This is a genomic window from Longilinea arvoryzae (assembly GCF_001050235.1).
In the GTDB taxonomy this organism is placed as follows: domain Bacteria; phylum Chloroflexota; class Anaerolineae; order Anaerolineales; family Anaerolineaceae; genus Longilinea; species Longilinea arvoryzae.
On sequence record NZ_DF967972.1, the window covers coordinates 2,227,415 to 2,242,748 of the forward strand.

General features: G+C 57.3%; 13 protein-coding genes. 10 read left to right on the plus strand and 3 right to left on the minus strand.

Annotated elements, in window-relative coordinates:
• The first annotated feature begins 1 nt into the window (after position 1).
• The 5 genes from LARV_RS20695 to LARV_RS09905 all read left to right on the plus strand — a co-directional run bounded on the left by LARV_RS20695 (position 2) and on the right by LARV_RS09905 (position 3,844).
• Positions 2-262: a DNA-directed RNA polymerase subunit alpha C-terminal domain-containing protein gene (locus tag LARV_RS20695; RefSeq protein ID WP_269084973.1), complete on the plus strand. Its 261-nt coding sequence runs from the start codon at positions 2-4 to the stop codon at positions 260-262.
• Positions 263-391: 129 nt separating this feature from the next.
• A complete protein-coding gene (locus LARV_RS09890) occupies positions 392-964 on the plus strand; it encodes a thymidine kinase (RefSeq protein ID WP_075073485.1) in 573 nt (190 codons plus the stop codon).
• Between the two features lie 14 nt (positions 965-978).
• Positions 979-1,542, plus strand: a complete 564-nt coding sequence (gene hpt, locus LARV_RS09895) for a hypoxanthine phosphoribosyltransferase (protein ID WP_075075185.1) — start codon at positions 979-981, stop codon at positions 1,540-1,542.
• Between the two features lie 17 nt (positions 1,543-1,559).
• Positions 1,560-3,074 (plus strand): CCA tRNA nucleotidyltransferase, encoded by a 1,515-nt coding sequence (locus tag LARV_RS09900; protein WP_236709951.1) that lies wholly within the window; start codon positions 1,560-1,562, stop codon positions 3,072-3,074.
• Positions 3,074-3,844, plus strand: a complete 771-nt coding sequence (locus LARV_RS09905) for an alpha/beta fold hydrolase (RefSeq protein ID WP_075073487.1) — start codon at positions 3,074-3,076, stop codon at positions 3,842-3,844. The genes LARV_RS09900 and LARV_RS09905 overlap by 1 nt, the downstream gene beginning before the upstream one ends.
• Positions 3,845-3,918: 74 nt before the next feature.
• Here LARV_RS09905 and LARV_RS20195 read toward each other — a convergent pair whose 3' ends face one another.
• Both LARV_RS20195 and LARV_RS09915 read right to left on the minus strand, forming a co-directional pair.
• Positions 3,919-4,215 (minus strand): double zinc ribbon domain-containing protein, encoded by a 297-nt coding sequence (locus LARV_RS20195; protein WP_075073488.1) that lies wholly within the window; start codon positions 4,213-4,215, stop codon positions 3,919-3,921.
• Between the two features lie 114 nt (positions 4,216-4,329).
• On the minus strand, positions 4,330-4,734 hold the full coding sequence (locus LARV_RS09915) for a response regulator transcription factor (RefSeq protein ID WP_075073489.1): 405 nt from the start codon (positions 4,732-4,734) through the stop codon (positions 4,330-4,332).
• Positions 4,735-4,975: 241 nt separating this feature from the next.
• On the opposite strand from LARV_RS09915, the gene ppdK reads away from it, so the two are divergent.
• From ppdK to LARV_RS09940, 5 genes are all read left to right on the plus strand, one after another.
• The gene (ppdK, locus tag LARV_RS09920) at positions 4,976-7,765 is read left to right on the plus strand and encodes a pyruvate, phosphate dikinase (protein WP_083522476.1); all 2,790 of its coding nucleotides are present in this window, start codon (positions 4,976-4,978) and stop codon (positions 7,763-7,765) included.
• A 152-nt stretch (positions 7,766-7,917) separates the two neighbouring features.
• Positions 7,918-9,528, plus strand: coding sequence for an amino acid permease (locus tag LARV_RS09925; protein ID WP_075073490.1), 1,611 nt, complete (start codon positions 7,918-7,920; stop codon positions 9,526-9,528).
• A gap of 249 nt (positions 9,529-9,777) precedes the next feature.
• Positions 9,778-10,752, plus strand: coding sequence for a pyruvate dehydrogenase (acetyl-transferring) E1 component subunit alpha (gene pdhA / locus LARV_RS09930; protein ID WP_075073491.1), 975 nt, complete (start codon positions 9,778-9,780; stop codon positions 10,750-10,752).
• Positions 10,752-11,723, plus strand: a complete 972-nt coding sequence (locus tag LARV_RS09935; protein WP_075073492.1) for an alpha-ketoacid dehydrogenase subunit beta — start codon at positions 10,752-10,754, stop codon at positions 11,721-11,723. The genes pdhA and LARV_RS09935 overlap by 1 nt, the downstream gene beginning before the upstream one ends.
• Positions 11,723-13,000: a dihydrolipoamide acetyltransferase family protein gene (locus tag LARV_RS09940; protein ID WP_075073493.1), complete on the plus strand. Its 1,278-nt coding sequence runs from the start codon at positions 11,723-11,725 to the stop codon at positions 12,998-13,000. The genes LARV_RS09935 and LARV_RS09940 overlap by 1 nt, the downstream gene beginning before the upstream one ends.
• Positions 13,001-13,102: 102 nt before the next feature.
• Here LARV_RS09940 and LARV_RS09945 read toward each other — a convergent pair.
• On the minus strand, positions 13,103-15,334 hold a 2,232-nt coding region (locus LARV_RS09945; protein ID WP_075073494.1), incomplete at its 5' end, for a transglycosylase SLT domain-containing protein.

A 15,334-nucleotide genomic window follows, 5' to 3' on the forward strand; every position in this document is an offset into this window, starting at 1 on the left:
CCTGGATCAGAAGAAAGCCCGCGACACCGAGCGTGTTTCGCCGCAGCGTCCCGTGGCTGAACTCAATCTGGGCGCTCGCCCGACGGATGCCTTGATCAAGGCCGGTTTGACGACCATCGGCCAGGTGATCGAGCGCCTGGCTGGCGGCGACGATAAATTGCTGGAGGTTGAAGGTTTCGGCCGAAAGTCGTTGATCGACGCCAAGAAGCGCATGCGCCAGCTCGGTTATGAGCTGTCGACTTCCGAAGAAGTCAGCGCCTAACCGATCCGATTACAGTCCAAATCAGGCAGAAGCAATTTGCTTCTGCCTGTTGTTTTAATCCGACCCGAGCCCCACTTTTAAACAAGTTGGGGTAAAATCTGTGCATCTCATACCGAAGAGGCGAATCATATGATGCATTACACCGGATCCGTCGAGGTTGTGGCAGGATCAATGTTTAGTGGAAAGACTGAAGAACTCATCCGGCGAATCCGCAGGGCGACCATCGCGCGCCAAAAGGTCCAGGTGTTCAAGCCAATCATCGATAATCGCTACCAGGTCGAGAAAGTCACCTCGCATTCCGGCACGGATTTCGACGCCGTTCCGATCGAGAAGATTCACGATCTGCTCGGCCTGCTGGAGAGCGACACCACCGTGGTGGGCATCGACGAAGCCCAATTCTTCGATGAGGAGATCGTACAAATTACTGCAATGCTGGCCAATCGCGGCGTGCGTGTGATCGTGGCGGGATTGGATACCGATTTCCGCGGCGAACCGTTCGGCAGCATGCCCGTTTTAATGGCGCAGGCTGAACGGGTGGACAAACTGCAGGCCATTTGCATGGTGTGCGGCGAATCCGCCTGCCGGACCCAGCGTCTGGTCAATGGAAAACCTGCGCGGTATGATGACCCGATCATTATCGTTGGCGCCTCAGAGATGTATGAAGCGCGCTGCCGTAAACATCACGAAGTCCCCCGGGATTGAAGGGAATTGCCACCATGGTCCAAGACTATCATGAGTTTCTCGCCGAAGTTCTGATCTCTGAAGAACAACTTCAACACCGTATTCATGAACTGGGGGAAGAAATCAGCAATGATTACAAAGATGAAGATCAGCTCCTGCTGGTCTGCATCCTGCGGGGTGGGGTGATGTTCCTGACCGATTTGATGCGCTCCATCCGTCACCCGCATGCCATCGAATTCATGGCGGTTTCGTCTTATGGCGTGGGGCGCCGTGAAACCAGCGGGCAAACTCGCATTACTCTGGATCTGAACACCGATATCCAGGACAAGAACGTCATTCTGGTGGAAGATATCATCGACAGCGGTTTTACCCTGGCGTCGGTGCTTGAAATGCTCTCTTTGCGCAAGCCGCGCAGCTTGAGCGTCTGCACGCTGTTGGACAAAGCCGAACGGCGTGAAGTCTACGTGCCGCTCAAATATGTCGGTTTCACCATTTCAAATAAATTCGTTTTCGGCTACGGGCTGGATATCGATGATTATTACCGCAACCTGCCTTTTGTCGGAGTGGTCGATCTGGCGCGGTACAAACCAGCCTCCTGATGCCTGAAGGACAATTCATGACCCCGTCCGCTGCGATCGACCCCCTGGAATTGCTCGACCAAATCCGGCCACACCTGCAGGCGGGACAGCAGGTCTACCTGGTGGGCGGCGCCGTGCGCGACCTGCTGCGCCAGAAAAAAGTGCACGATTTGGATTTCGCTGTCAGCGGAGATGTGCGCCGTCTGGCGCGCCGGGTCGCCAATGCGTTGGGCGGCGCTTTTTATGTGATGGATGCCGCGCATGAAAGCATGCGCGTAATTCTGACGACTCAAAGTAGCGAACGGATTTTTTTAGACTTCACTGCGCTGCGCGGTCAGGATCTTCAGGCAGATTTACGCCTGCGGGATTTTACAATTAACGCCATTGCCATCGATTTGAGCGCTGGCAACCAGATCGTCGACCCGTTGGGCGGGGCAGTCGATCTGCGCGAGCGCAAACTGCGCGTGTGCGCGCTGGATAGCTTCCAGAGTGATCCGGTGCGGGTTCTGCGGGCGGTGCGTCTGTCGCTCGAGATGGATTTGCACATGCTGCCTGAAACGCTTCAATTGGCCCGCAATGCAGCCGTGGAATTGGACCGCGTCTCGGTCGAGCGCCAACGCGATGAGCTCTTTCGCATGCTGGAAGGGACACGCCCCGAAAGCGCTTTGCGCTTGATGCAGGTCTTGGGCGTTCTCGATTACCTGCTGCCCGATTTGAAAGAAATGCAGGGCGTGACGCAAAGCGCGCCGCACACCCTGGATGTATGGGAGCACACCCTGAAAGTCCTGGATTGGTTGGGCCGGTTGATGGGGGTGCTGATCGGGGATTATATCGAGGATTCGGCCTCGGATCTGGCGTTGGGAATGGCTGTGCTGCGGCTGGGCCGTTACCGCCAGCAATTCGTCGAACATTTCAAAGAACGGCTTGTCCCGGACCGAAGTCTGCGCGGATCGGTGATGCTCGCGGCGCTGTATCATGACGCCGGAAAACCCGCCGCGCGCAGTGTCGAGCCGGACGGCCGGATTCGATTCCTGCGGCACGAGAAGATCAGCGCCCGGTTGGCGCAGGCCTGCGGCGAACGCATGGCCTTGAGCAGCGCTGAGATCGATCGGCTTTCCAAAATCATCCTGGGGCACATGCGGATTCATCTGCTTTCGAAGGGCCAGCAGGAAATCAGCCGGCGGGCGACTTACCGATTCTTTCGAGATACCGGACCCGCCGGGGTGGACATCTGTCTGTTGAGCATGGCGGACACACTGGCGACGTACGGCGTCACCCTGGATGCAGACGTCTGGAAGCGCGAATTGGATACCTGCCGTACTTTGCTGGAAGCCTGGTGGGAACGGCCGCAAGAGATCGTCCGCCCGCCCCGACTCGTCAACGGCAATGAAATCATGGTACACTTCCACGTGACAGCCGGCCCGCAGGTGGGTCAATTGCTCGAAGCAATCCGGGAAGCGCAAGCGGAAGGTAAGATCACGGACCGCGAGGCGGCTTTTGCTTTCGCAGAACAGTGGTTGAAGGCGTCCCCGGAACAAGAAGGAGATCGTTAATGGAACTGGAACCTGTTGACCTATATTTCGAAGAAACCGGGAATGGATTTCCGGTTTTCCTCCTTCACGGTTATCCGTTGAACCATACCATCTGGAAGTCAGTTGTGGCGCGTTTGAAGGATCACGCCCGGGTGATCATGCCAGACCTGCGCGGACATGGGCAATCGCCCGTTACAGATGGCGAATATTCGATGCGCCTTCAGGCTGAAGACATTCACCATTTACTGGAACGTCTGGGTATCCAAAAAGCGATTCTGGTCGGGCATTCGATGGGTGGATATGTCTGTCTTTCGTTTGCGCGGGCTTACCCCCAATGCCTGAGCGGATTGGCCCTGGTAGCCAGCCAGGCCGAAGCCGATTCGACTGAAAAACGCCAGGCGCGGTATATTTCGATCGAAGAAGTGGGACGCAAGGGAGTCAAGGCGGTGGCCAAAAAGATGCTGCCGCGCCTGACCCAACGCAAGGACCTTGAGTCCGAACTGATCGAAATGATGCTGAAGACCCCCAAGAAGGGCATTATCGGGGCCCTGAAGGGCATGGCCGAGCGTCCCAACGCGCTCGAATGGTTGGCTGAGATTACCGTACCGGCGGTGGTCATCGCCGGCCAGGAAGACCTGAACATCCCGCTCGAACGCGAACGCACGATGGCGCAGATGCTGACCCGCGGCTGGTTGGTGGAAGTCCCTGGCGTGGCGCATTTGCCAATGATGGAAGAACCTCAGACGGTTTCGGATGCGCTGATTCAACTGGTCAATCTGGCTTCAGCCTGAGCCGCTTCGCTGATGATACAAAAAATCCCTTCCGAAAACGAAGGGTTTTTTGATCTTCGCAAGTCGACAATGGCTTATGGATAAATCTCGCTGAGCATGGGCTCGTAAAAGCAGGTGCATCCGTGCGGGCAGGAGCAACCTTTCACGGGCAGGGTCGGAACGGTTTCCTTGGGATAGGTCCCTTCCACCGCCTGACAGGCCGGACACGCGTTGTCCGGAACAACCAGGCGAATCGTGAGGACGCGGGAACTCTGGCGCATGCGCCTAAGCGACATGGCTGTGGCGGATAATTCCCGAAGATCGGCGCCGCAATTTGGGCAAATGACGGCCGAGTCGGCGGATTGTGCGTTGCAACGAGAACAGGTTTGCACGTCTTTCCCTCCCTGGATAATTTTACTCATTTTACTACAAATTACACGTGTGTGATTTACAAAAACATCCGCCGAGGCGGCGGATGCAGTGTGGATCGGAGGTTTACTTTCCGATCAGGATGAGGTCGAGGCGAGCAGGTGGTTGATGGATATCTGTTCGGAGTGCTTCCGACGGATCAATTTATTGATATGCGCGATCAGCACGCCACTGGGAATCGGCTTGATTAAATAGTCATCTGCGCCGGCATCCAATGCGGCCGCGACCATCCCCGGATTATCCAGGGCGGACAGGATCAAAATGGGTACTGGGCTAAAGGTGCGAATCTCTTTACAGACCTGCCAACCGTCCATTTCCGGCATCATGAGGTCCAATAAAACCACGTCCGGTGGATTGCGTTTGGCCAGGGCAATTCCATCCATGCCGGTGTGGGCAGCTTCAACCGACGAATTCGTAGGTTGAAGCAGTAATTTCAGCAGGTCAGTCATTGCAGGATCGTCATCAATGACGAGGATATTCATTCATATCTCCGGATACACGTGGATCAAGATAAACAAATTATCTTACAAGATTTGGAGAGTTCACCTTGCAGGTGGTTTACAGTCAAATGGATGGATTTATGGACGATTTCCCCAGGAACGGGATGACTCTTCAGGGGTTTCCTTCATGAAACATTCATCTGATGGTATAATTTCGAACTTAATGGCCTTAATCACAAATTACCCCTGAAAAGGGATAAGCACCGTTTATTAGGAGGATCGTATGGTTTCTAAAAAGTGGGTGTATTTATTCCACGAGCTCGAACAGGCGGAAAAGTACGTTGGCGGTGATTGGGAAAACGTACGCGGTCTGTTGGGCGGTAAAGGCGCCAACCTGGCTGAAATGGCCCGCATCGGCTGCCCGGTCCCGCCCGGCTTCACGGTCACAACCGAAGCCTGCAATGCTTTCCAGGCCAAAGGCGAATTCCCCGAAGGACAATGGGACCAGATGATGGTCGCATTGAAGGAAGTCGAAAAAGCAACCGGCAAGAAGTTCGGCGGCGCGGAGAACCCTCTCCTGGTTTCCTGCCGTTCTGGCGCCAAGTTCTCGATGCCAGGCATGATGGATACCGTTTTGAACATCGGCCTGAACGACGATACGGCCAAGGGGATGATCAAATTAACCCAGAACGAGCGCTTCGTTTATGACTCTTACCGACGTTTGATCCAGATGTTCGGCTCGGTGGTGTTGGGCATGCCCGATGAGGCTTTCGAGGACGTTCTGGATGAGTATAAATCGCTCAAAGGTTACAAACTCGATATCGATTTGACCGCGGATGACCTGAAAGAACTGGTCATCGAGTTCAAGAAGGTCGTACGCAAGCACAAGGGCTTTGACTTCCCGCAGGATCCGCTGCAGCAAATGCGCCTGGCCACCGAAGCGGTCTTCAAGTCCTGGCAGGGCAAGCGCGCCGTGGATTATCGCCGCGCGACCAACATCCCCGATGATCTGGGCACCGCCGTCAACATCGTGACGATGGTGTTCGGCAACATGGGCATGGATTCCGGTACGGGCGTTGCCTTCACCCGCAATCCTTCCACCGGCGAGAAGAAGATGTTTGGTGAATATTTGCTGAATGCCCAGGGCGAGGATGTGGTCGCCGGTATTCGCAACACCGAACAGATTGTAAACATGGCCAAGGATCTGCCCGAAGCTTACAAACAGTTCATGGAGATCACCGCCAAACTCGAACTGCACTACAAAGACATGCAGGATGTCGAGTTCACTATCGAACGCGGCCGCCTGTGGATGCTGCAAACCCGCAACGGCAAGCGCACCGCCCGTTCCGCCGTCAAGATCGCGGTGGATATGGTCAACGAGAAGTTGATCGACAAGACGGAAGCCGTCAACCGTATCAGCCCTGAGCAGGTCGACACTCTTCTGCATCCACAGTTCGACATGGATACCAAGAAGGTCGCCAAGAAGGAAGGTCGCTTCTTTGCAACCGGTGTGAACGCATCGCCGGGTGCTGCAGTCGGCCGCATCTACTTCGACGCGGACACCGCCGAGCGGATGTCCAAGGAAGAAAAGCAGGATGTCATCATGGTTCGCCCGTTCACCAAGCCGGACGACGTGCATGGTATGCTGGCTGCCAAGGGCATTCTCACCAGTGAAGGCGGCGCGACCTCGCACGCAGCCGTTGTGGCTCGCCAGTTTGGTGTTCCGTGCGTGGTGGGCGCCTCCGCGGTCAAAATCGACCAGGAAAAACGCCTGATGACCTGCAACGAAACGGTCGTCAAGGAAGGCGAATGGATTTCAGTGGACGGCACCAGCGGTGAGGTTTACATTGGCAAGTTGAATCTGACCGTGCCTTCTCTGGATGAACAAACCGAACTGCTCACCCTGCTCACCTGGGCGGATGAGATTTGCGCGCAGCCCGGCATTCGCAAGGCTGGCAACGGCCCCACCACCGGTCTGCAGGTCTGGGCAAACGCCGACTATCCCAAGGATGCCCGCCGCGCTCGTTCCTACGGCGCCAAGGGTATTGGCCTGTGCCGCACCGAGCACATGTTCTTCGAGACCAACCGCCTCCCGATCGTGCAGCGCATGATCCTGGCGAAGACCAGCGAAGACCGCACCGCGGCGTTGAATGAGCTTCTGCCCACTCAGCGTTCCGATTTCGACGGCCTGTTCGAGGCGATGGACGGCCTGCCCGTGATCATCCGCCTGATTGATCCGCCGCTGCACGAGTTCCTGCCCTCGGCGGATGAACTGAAGGAAAAAATCATCACCACCCGCGTGCAAAACACCGCCGCCTACCTGCTGGGCAAGGGTGATTCGAAGGAAGTTGTTGCGCTCGAGAAGATGCTGGCAGCGGTTGAATCCCTGCATGAGAGCAACCCGATGATGGGCCTGCGCGGTGTGCGCTTGAGCATCGCTATGCCCGAAATCGTCGAGATGCAGGTGCGCGCCATCTTCGAAGCTGCGTGCGACTGCACGCTGCGCGGCATCAAAGTTCGCCCTGAGGTCATGATCCCGCTCACCGGCCATATCAACGAACTCAAGTGGATCCAGCCGCGCCTGGTGGAAATCGCCAAGAAGGTGATGGACGAGAAGAAGGTGAGCTTCACCTATAAGTTCGGCACCATGATCGAGATCCCGCGCGCGGCCGTGACCGCCGAAGAGATCGCCTCGGTGGCTGAATTCTTCTCCTTCGGCACCAACGACCTGACTCAGATGACCTTCGGCTACAGCCGTGACGATGCCGAGCGCAGCTTCCTCGTCCAGTACGTCGAGAGCGGCATTCTGCCCAAGAATCCGTTCCAGACCCTGGATCAGGACGGCGTTGGCCGTCTGATGATGATGGCTGTGGAAAGCGGCCGCAAGACCCGCCCCGAATTGGAAGTGGGTATCTGCGGTGAGCACGGCGGTGATCCGGCTTCGATCGAATTCTGCCATACCATTGGCCAGAATTACGTGAGCTGCTCGCCGTTCCGCGTTCCGGTAGCCCGTCTGGCGGCTGCCAAGGCAGCTTTGAAGTACTCCTCCGGCAAGGTCAACACGGACCTATAAACCAGAGGCCTTGTGATATCCCTCATCCCTCCCCGGTTCGGGGAGGGATGATTTTTTAAGCTTACGTATTTGTAATTTGCAGGTGGCAATTCCCGGCAAGGGAACAGGATAAAATAGACTATCCGTTTTCATATCCCTGGGGAGGATGGTTCATGACCCAAAACGTAGACACTCCGGCCGTGGATGAACTGGTTCAAAGTCAACTGTTCGTGCGGCTGCAACGCTACCTCAAGATCAAAAACACCTCGGCGCTGGCCCTGGTAGGTTGTTTGGGTTTGGTGGAACTGTTACCCCTTGGAATCGGGAATGGATTCTGGCCATCCGTGGATATGGGGCGAACCCTGGCATTGGCCACGGGTTTCAATCTGGTGGTGGTGCTATTGTATGCTTTGATCAGCGCCGTAGCCCCGTATTCGGGTTCGGATTATGTGTTCACCAGCCGCGTACTGCATGCTCCCCTGGCCTTTGCCGCCAAATTCAGCTCTCAATTATTTCTGGCGGCAGCGGCGGGCGCGTTCGCAGTGCTGGTCGCTCAGGCTGTGTTGACGCCTTTCCTTTATTATTCCTCCTGGGTTTTTCAAGATCCCGATCTGGCGACGATCGCCACTTCTCTTTCTCAGCCCCAGGGCGCCACGATTGCAGGCGCGATTGTGGTGGCGCTGGTTTTCTTCTTCAGCACATTGACCCCAAAGGCCAACTCCCGATTTATCTTGATTTGCGTCCTCCTGGCCTTATTGGGCTGGGCTGCGATTTTCTTCCAATTGTTCAATGCCAATTCCGCCAATTTTGCGACGAATTGGGACCTGGTCATCGGTGAGGGAAGTTACGCCGGGCAGATGCCCGCAGCGCGGGCGCTCTCATTGTGGTTCGGCGTGCCTCCCCAGTGGTTGGTATTGGCCGGGATCCCACTGGGTTTTTTGCTTTTTTGGGGCGTGCGTTTGCCCAACGAAGTATCCGGCGAGGTGAAGAGTTCAGCCTCGAAAAGCCAGTTGTTGGGCGGATGGTTCGCCGTGCTGGTGTGCGGCGGCCTGGCGATGGGCTCGACAGTCATGGTGAGCCGCGTCATTTCCGCCGACTGGCTGGCCGCAGAGAGCCAACTGCTTCTGTACAGCAATCAGCTCAAAACGCCGGCCATGCCCTGGCTGCCGTTCTACGCGGCCCTGCTTCGACCGAACTTCTTCCTATTCACATTATCGACGCTGGGCGCACTGGCCGGCTTGATGGCCGCCTTGCAGGCTTTCATCCGTTCATTCGGTCGAGTCTGGTTGGCATGGACGGATGATCATATGCTGCCAAAACTGGTCGGGTACATCCATCCTGGCAGCCAGACGCCATTGTTCACCACGCTCTTCGTCGCGATTCTTGCTCAGATGGGCGTTACACTGGCGGCTAATTTCGGCGTGATGAAGGTGCTCGGCTCCGTGATGTTCGGCTTGATCTGCCTGCAGACATTTCCGGCATTGGCGGCGGTGCTTTATCCGTGGGCGAAGCGGAAATGGGTGAAGGCCGGCTCAGCAAATGTGCGCAAAGCAAATGCGCCATTGCTCGTGATCAGCGGGCTTCTGGTCCTGGCTTACCTGATTTTGATGATCGTGACCATCTACACGTACCCATCCGAGGGCTATATTATCGGCGGAGCGGATGTGATCATCCTGCTCGTCACATTCGCGATGGGGTTGGGATGGTTCGCCTGGCGTTCCCGGGCGGCGCGCCGCGAGGGAATCGACATGGCCAGACAGTACGTCGATTTCCCGGAAGAGTAGATCATCCGTCCTTTCGTGAAAACAGAGACATGCCGGACCGGCATGTCTCTGTTGTTTTACCGGCTGTCATCTCTGTTAACGTTTTATATGAGTTTTGTACTAAATATTGCAAACCCATGAAATCGAATCGCGATTCTGGTATAATGCCATCAGTAATTATTACGATAATTAAACTCGTATTCATAAACGACTGAACGTCGGGCGTGAAGCGAGGATGACAGAACGACATCGCAGCAGGAGGATGTTCTCATGGAGAAACAGGAATACCTCAACCTTTACCACCAGATGGTGGCTATCCGGAGATTGGAAGAAAGCGCCGCTGAGCTGTATCAGCAGGGGAAGATTGGTGGATTTCTACACCTCTATATCGGGCAGGAGGCGGTCTCGACCGGGTTGATCTCCGCCCGCCGTCCGGAGGATCGGGTGATCACCGCTTATCGCGACCACGGCGTCGCCTATAACAGCGGTCTTTCGGCGCGTGTAATCATCGCCGAACTGTTGGGCAAGGCGACCGGCTGCTCCAAGGGCAAGGGCGGCTCGATGCACATGGCGGATGTGAAGAAGAATTACTGGGGTGGGCACGCCATCGTCGGCGCGCACCTGCCGCTGGCAGCCGGGCTGGCGCTGGGAGATCTGTACAGTAAGGCTCCCGGCGTAACCATCTGCATGTTTGGCGACGGCGCCACCAATATCGGCTATTTCCACGAAGCCCTCAACCTGTCCAAAGTCTGGAATTTGCCCGTGCTGTGGGTGTGCGAAAACAACCAGTACGGTATGGGCACCTCTGTCAAGCGGGCTTCAGCGGTTTCGGATATTCGCCAGAAGGCAGAAGGCTATGGGATTCGGAACGAACGGGTGGACGGGATGGATGTCCTGGCCGTTCACGAGGCCGGCCAGAAGATGCTCGATGAAATCCGCGCCGGCGGCGGCCCGCGCTTTTTGGAGATCGAAACCTACCGTTTTCGCGGACATTCGATGGGCGATCCGGAACGCTATCGCAAGCCGGAAGAAGTGCGCCGCTATGAAGAACACGATCCCATCGCCGGGTTCCGGAAAGTCCTGATCGATCAGGGGATTGCAAGCGAAAAAGAGCTGGTTGGGTTGGAAAAAGACGTCGAAGCGGAAATCCAGGACGCGATCGAGTTCGCCGAAGCCAGTCCCGAACCAGCGCCTGAAGAACTCTACAAAAACGTGTACGTCGAAACCTATCAGGAGGTGGGATAATGGCGCGATTAACCATGCGAGAAGCCATTTCCCAGGCATTGTGGGAAGAAATGGAACGCGATCCCAAGGTCTTCATCCTGGGAGAGGAAGTAGGGGTGTGGGGCGGCACTTACGCCGTCACGAAAGGGTTCTATGATCACTTCGGCGCGGATCGGGTGCGCGACACGCCCATCTCGGAGGCCGCGATCGTGGGTTCGGCCGTCGGCGCCGCCTTAACCGGCCTGCGCCCGGTGGCTGAATTAATGACCATCAACTTCGCGCTCTCGGCGATGGAACACATCGTCAATGAAGCCGCCAAAATGCATTACATGTTTGGGGGCCAGATGGTACTGCCGCTGGTCATTCGCACGGTGGGCGGTGGCGGGCGCCAGTTGGGGGCGACACACTCGCAAACCCTGGATTCCGTCTTTGCGCATTTTCCAGGTCTGGTGGTGGTTGCCCCGGGATCGCCCGCGGACGCCAAGGGGCTTCTGAAATCGGCCATCCGCAGCAACGATCCGGTGATGTTCATCGAACACGCCACGCTTTACCAGATTCGAGGTGAAGTTCCGGAAGGGGATTACACCGTACCCATCGGTAAATCGACGATTGCGCGTCCGGGTAAGGATGTCACCATCGTGACCTACAGCAAGATGCTGGAGATTTCTCAGAAGGCCGCCGAGCAGCTCTCGAAAGAGGGCATCGAAGCCGAGATCGTCGATCTGCGCACACTCCGACCACTGGATATGGGTCCGGTCATCGAATCGTTCAAAAAGACGAACCGTGCGGTCATCGTGGAAGAAGGCTGGAAATCCTTCGGCGTCGGTTCCGAAATTTCGGCCCGGATTTACGAACAGGCCTTCGATTACGTCGATGCGCCCATTCAGCGCGTGGCGCAGAAAGAAGTGCCGCTGCCCTACAACCGGACGCTCGAGCAGTCGGCCATCCCGAAGGCGGAAGATGTCATTGCGGCGGTCAAGGAGGTGTTGTAATGGCGAATATCGTAATCATGCCCAAACTGGGTTTCGATATGGCCGAAGGCACCCTGGTGCGCTGGGTAAAGGCCGAGGGAGAAAAAGTCGAAAAGAGTGATGTGCTGGCGGAAATCGAGACCGACAAGGCCACAGTGGAGGTCGAATCGAGTTTCACGGGTGTTTTGCTTCGGCAACTGGTCGAACAGGGTGCGGTCGTGCCGGTAAGCACGCCCATTGCGATGATCGGCCAGCCCGGCGAAGCGGTGCCGGACCTGCCCGGTTCAGCTCCGGAAGCGAAGGCTGAAGAGAACGCCGCGCCGGCTCCTGAAAAGCCCGCCGCCATTCCTGCAGGCGGGAGCGCCGCGGGACCGATCAAGGCTTCACCCCTGGCCAAACGCATCGCTGCAACCAAGGGCCTGGATTTGCAGGCCGTGCAGGGCAGTGGTCCGGGCGGCCGGATCGTCAAACGGGATGTCGAAGCCGCGCTGACCGGTGTAAACCAACCCGCCGGTGGAGCGACTCCAACTCCGGCTGCGCAGGCGACGGCTGCCGCTGCTCCGGCAAATGTCACCCCGGCGGCGCCAGTCTGGCAGCCGGGAGCGCCGGCGCCTTCCGACCAGCACATTCCGGTCGAAAAACTGCGGGCCATTATCGGCCGGCGCATGTCTGAATCGAAGCAGAGTGTGCCGCATTTTTATGTGACTCACGAATTCGATATGGATGCCTTGATGTCCCTGCGAAAACAGATCAATGAACTGCTGCCGGATGAGCAGAAGATCTCGGTCAACGATTTCATCGTCAAGGGGATCGCCCTGGCGCTGCGCCAGTTCCCGGGCATTAATGCGTCGTTGGCCGGAAACGAAATCATCCGCCACGGCCAGATCAATGTGGGCGTGGCGGTGGCCATGGATGCCGGCCTGATGACGGTGGTGGTCCGGGATGCCGATCAGAAGCCGCTGCGGGTCATCTCAGCCGAAGTCAGGGAGATGGTGGCGCGCGCCCGGGCCGGAAAAGTGCGCCCGGAGGATATCGAAGGTTCGACATTCTCGATCAGCAACCTGGGCATGTTTGACGTCGAACATTTCATTGCCATCATCAACCCGCCCGAAGCCGCCATTTTGGCGGTCGGCTCGGCCAAACCGGTGCCGGTCGTCAGGGACGGCCAGGTGGTTGTTGGCACGCGGATGAAGGCCACGCTTTCAGCCGATCACCGGGTAACGGACGGCGCCGAGGCGGCCCGGTTCCTGCAGGCGCTGGCGCTCAATCTCGAGCAGCCGATGCGGTTGTTAATTTAATCCTGGAGAATTCGAGAGGGGGCCGGCACACAGACCGACCCCCTACTAAAAATTCAAAAAACAGGCAGACACGCGTCTGCCTGTTTTTTGAATTAGCCCCGATTACGGTGCCCTTTCGTAGAGCAGGCGGTAGATATTCATGAACTCGGCAATTTGGCGGATGTAGTTTTGGGTTTCGCTGTAACGGATGATCTCCAGGAACAGGTCCGGGTCGTTATCCGAGAGCTGCCACCAGATGGCGGCGTTGCCTGGTCCGGCGTTGTAAGCCGCCAGGGCCGCATAGAGTTCGCCGCCGAAATAATCGCGCTGGTTGGCCAGGTAACGCGCTCCCAGGCGCAGGTTGACAGCCGGGAGATCGAGGTCCGAATCGGTGTAATTCGCCGGCCAGTTCATGGTCGTGGCGATTTCGGCGCCGGTGGATGGAATGAGCTGCATCAAGCCGCGCGCGCCGGCCGATGAACGGGCATAGCCTTCGAACATGCTTTCCTGGCGGATGACGCTCAAGAGCAGCAGGGGATGAATATTGTTTTCCTGCGCGGCGGACAGCACCAGGTCCTTGAAATAAACGCCAAAGCGGATGTGGTTGAAGAAGACCGGCGCATCCAGCGTGGAAGCATCATCCATGTTGGCGAGATTCAAGATCTGGCGGCTGGCCAGGATGGCCTCGCGGTAAAAGCCCAGGTCGAGGAGTTCATTGGTCAACCGGTAGGTGGCCGCCGGGTCGGACTGCAGGGCCTGACGCAGGTTGTCGAATTCCGCCAACGACTCATTGAGCAGGCCCAGCTTCCAGAAGTACAATCCGCGCTGGTAACTCGTATTTTGCGCCAGATCGCCGAGGCCGCTCAAATCCAGATCGGCCGCCAGGTTGAAGGTCGTGCGCAGCCACTGTTCGGCGTCCGATCGTTCGAGGTCCAGATCGTAGGCCAGGTCGTAATACTGCGGGGGGCGGAATTCGGGCGTGCCTTCGAGGAGTTCCTTGGCGCGTTCGCTGTAGTACCCCGTTGGATCCATGGCGGCGGCCTGCTGCCAGGTCTGGCGCGCCTTATCGGATTGTCCTTCGCCCAGTTGGGCTTTGCCGACCCATAAAGACGCGGCGGATTGGTCACTGAGGGATGAACCCAATACCAGGGTACGCTGAAAGAGGACTTCGGCCTGGGCGTAATTCTTCAAACGATACTGGGTGACTCCGGCCAGAAAAAGGGCCTGATAGCTGCCGGAATAACTGGGATAATCATTGAAGACGCGTTCCCAGGTGGCGGCGGCATCCGTCAGGCGGCCGTAGCGTTCCTGGATGCGCCCGGCTTCGAAGAGCAATTCAGGGGCGTTGGAATCATCCGGATACAGTTGAACGAAATCGAGCAGGGTCTGCGCGGCGGCGGCGTAGTCGTCCAGATAAGCCCACTGGGTATAGGCTTTTTCCTTCCATGCCTCCAACCAAAAACGATCCCCGGGGTGGTCCTTGATCAGCGCGTCCCATTCAGCGATTTCCTGCTGGTATTGATCGGTAGAACGCAGCGCCAGAGCGCGATAATAATGGGCCGTGCCGTTGTGGTCGGGTGTGGATTCGAGATAAGTCTTGAAGAGATCCACCGCCACGCCGTATTGGCCGGCGAAATAATCCACCAGAGCGCGGTTCAAAGGATCGACCGCCACATTGGCATCCACCAGGGCCACCAGAGCCGAGTAGGAGTCATAGGACCGCGGGTAGTTATTGACCGAATCCAGAAAACGCGCGTTGGCCTGTTCCGGAATTCCCAGGGCCAGGTAAACCTGACCGGCTAGCAGGTTGACTTCGGCCTTGGTAAATTCGTTGCCGGTGGCGTCATAGACACCCAGGTACAGGCGCAGCGCATTCGTATAGTCTTGCATGGCGGCATACGCGCGGCCCTGTTTGATCTTCAGATCCTCGTCGTTGGCGTATTCCGAGTCTTGCAGAGCGCTTTCGTACGCCTTCACGGCGCCGCCCGGGTTTCCGGCGTCCATATACAGGTCGCCGAGTTCGATTTGCAGGTAGGCATCGATGGGCGTGCTCCCCGCCGCCAGGAAAGCTTCCAGATAAGCCGCGGCTTTGGCCGGGTCATCGTTGCCTTTGGCGGCCTGGGCGAGGAAGTAATTGGCCTCACGGGCGGCTTCGGTATCACTGAACTGCGTGCCCACCTGCTGCAGCGTGCTCACGGCCAGGTCCGTTTCACCGCGCTGCATTTGAACGCGGGCGGTGCCCAGTTGGGCGGCCGCCTGGATCTGGGGATCGCTGCTCTGGGCATAGGCAGACTGGTATTCACTTTCAGCCAGGTCGTTTTGTCCCAGGAAGAGGGCGCGATCGGCCTGGTCGAT

Coding starts and splice junctions, on each gene's coding strand:
- LARV_RS09940 (WP_075073493.1), top strand. CDS start 11,723: ATGGCGAATATCGTAATCATGCCCAAACTGGGTTTCGATATGGCCGAA.
- pdhA (WP_075073491.1), top strand. CDS start 9,778: ATGGAGAAACAGGAATACCTCAACCTTTACCACCAGATGGTGGCTATC.
- LARV_RS09890 (WP_075073485.1), top strand. CDS start 392: ATGATGCATTACACCGGATCCGTCGAGGTTGTGGCAGGATCAATGTTT.
- hpt (WP_075075185.1), top strand. CDS start 979: ATGGTCCAAGACTATCATGAGTTTCTCGCCGAAGTTCTGATCTCTGAA.
- LARV_RS09915 (WP_075073489.1), bottom strand. CDS start 4,734: ATGAATATCCTCGTCATTGATGACGATCCTGCAATGACTGACCTGCTG.
- LARV_RS09925 (WP_075073490.1), top strand. CDS start 7,918: ATGACCCAAAACGTAGACACTCCGGCCGTGGATGAACTGGTTCAAAGT.
- LARV_RS09900 (WP_236709951.1), top strand. CDS start 1,560: ATGACCCCGTCCGCTGCGATCGACCCCCTGGAATTGCTCGACCAAATC.
- LARV_RS09905 (WP_075073487.1), top strand. CDS start 3,074: ATGGAACTGGAACCTGTTGACCTATATTTCGAAGAAACCGGGAATGGA.
- LARV_RS09935 (WP_075073492.1), top strand. CDS start 10,752: ATGGCGCGATTAACCATGCGAGAAGCCATTTCCCAGGCATTGTGGGAA.
- ppdK (WP_083522476.1), top strand. CDS start 4,976: ATGGTTTCTAAAAAGTGGGTGTATTTATTCCACGAGCTCGAACAGGCG.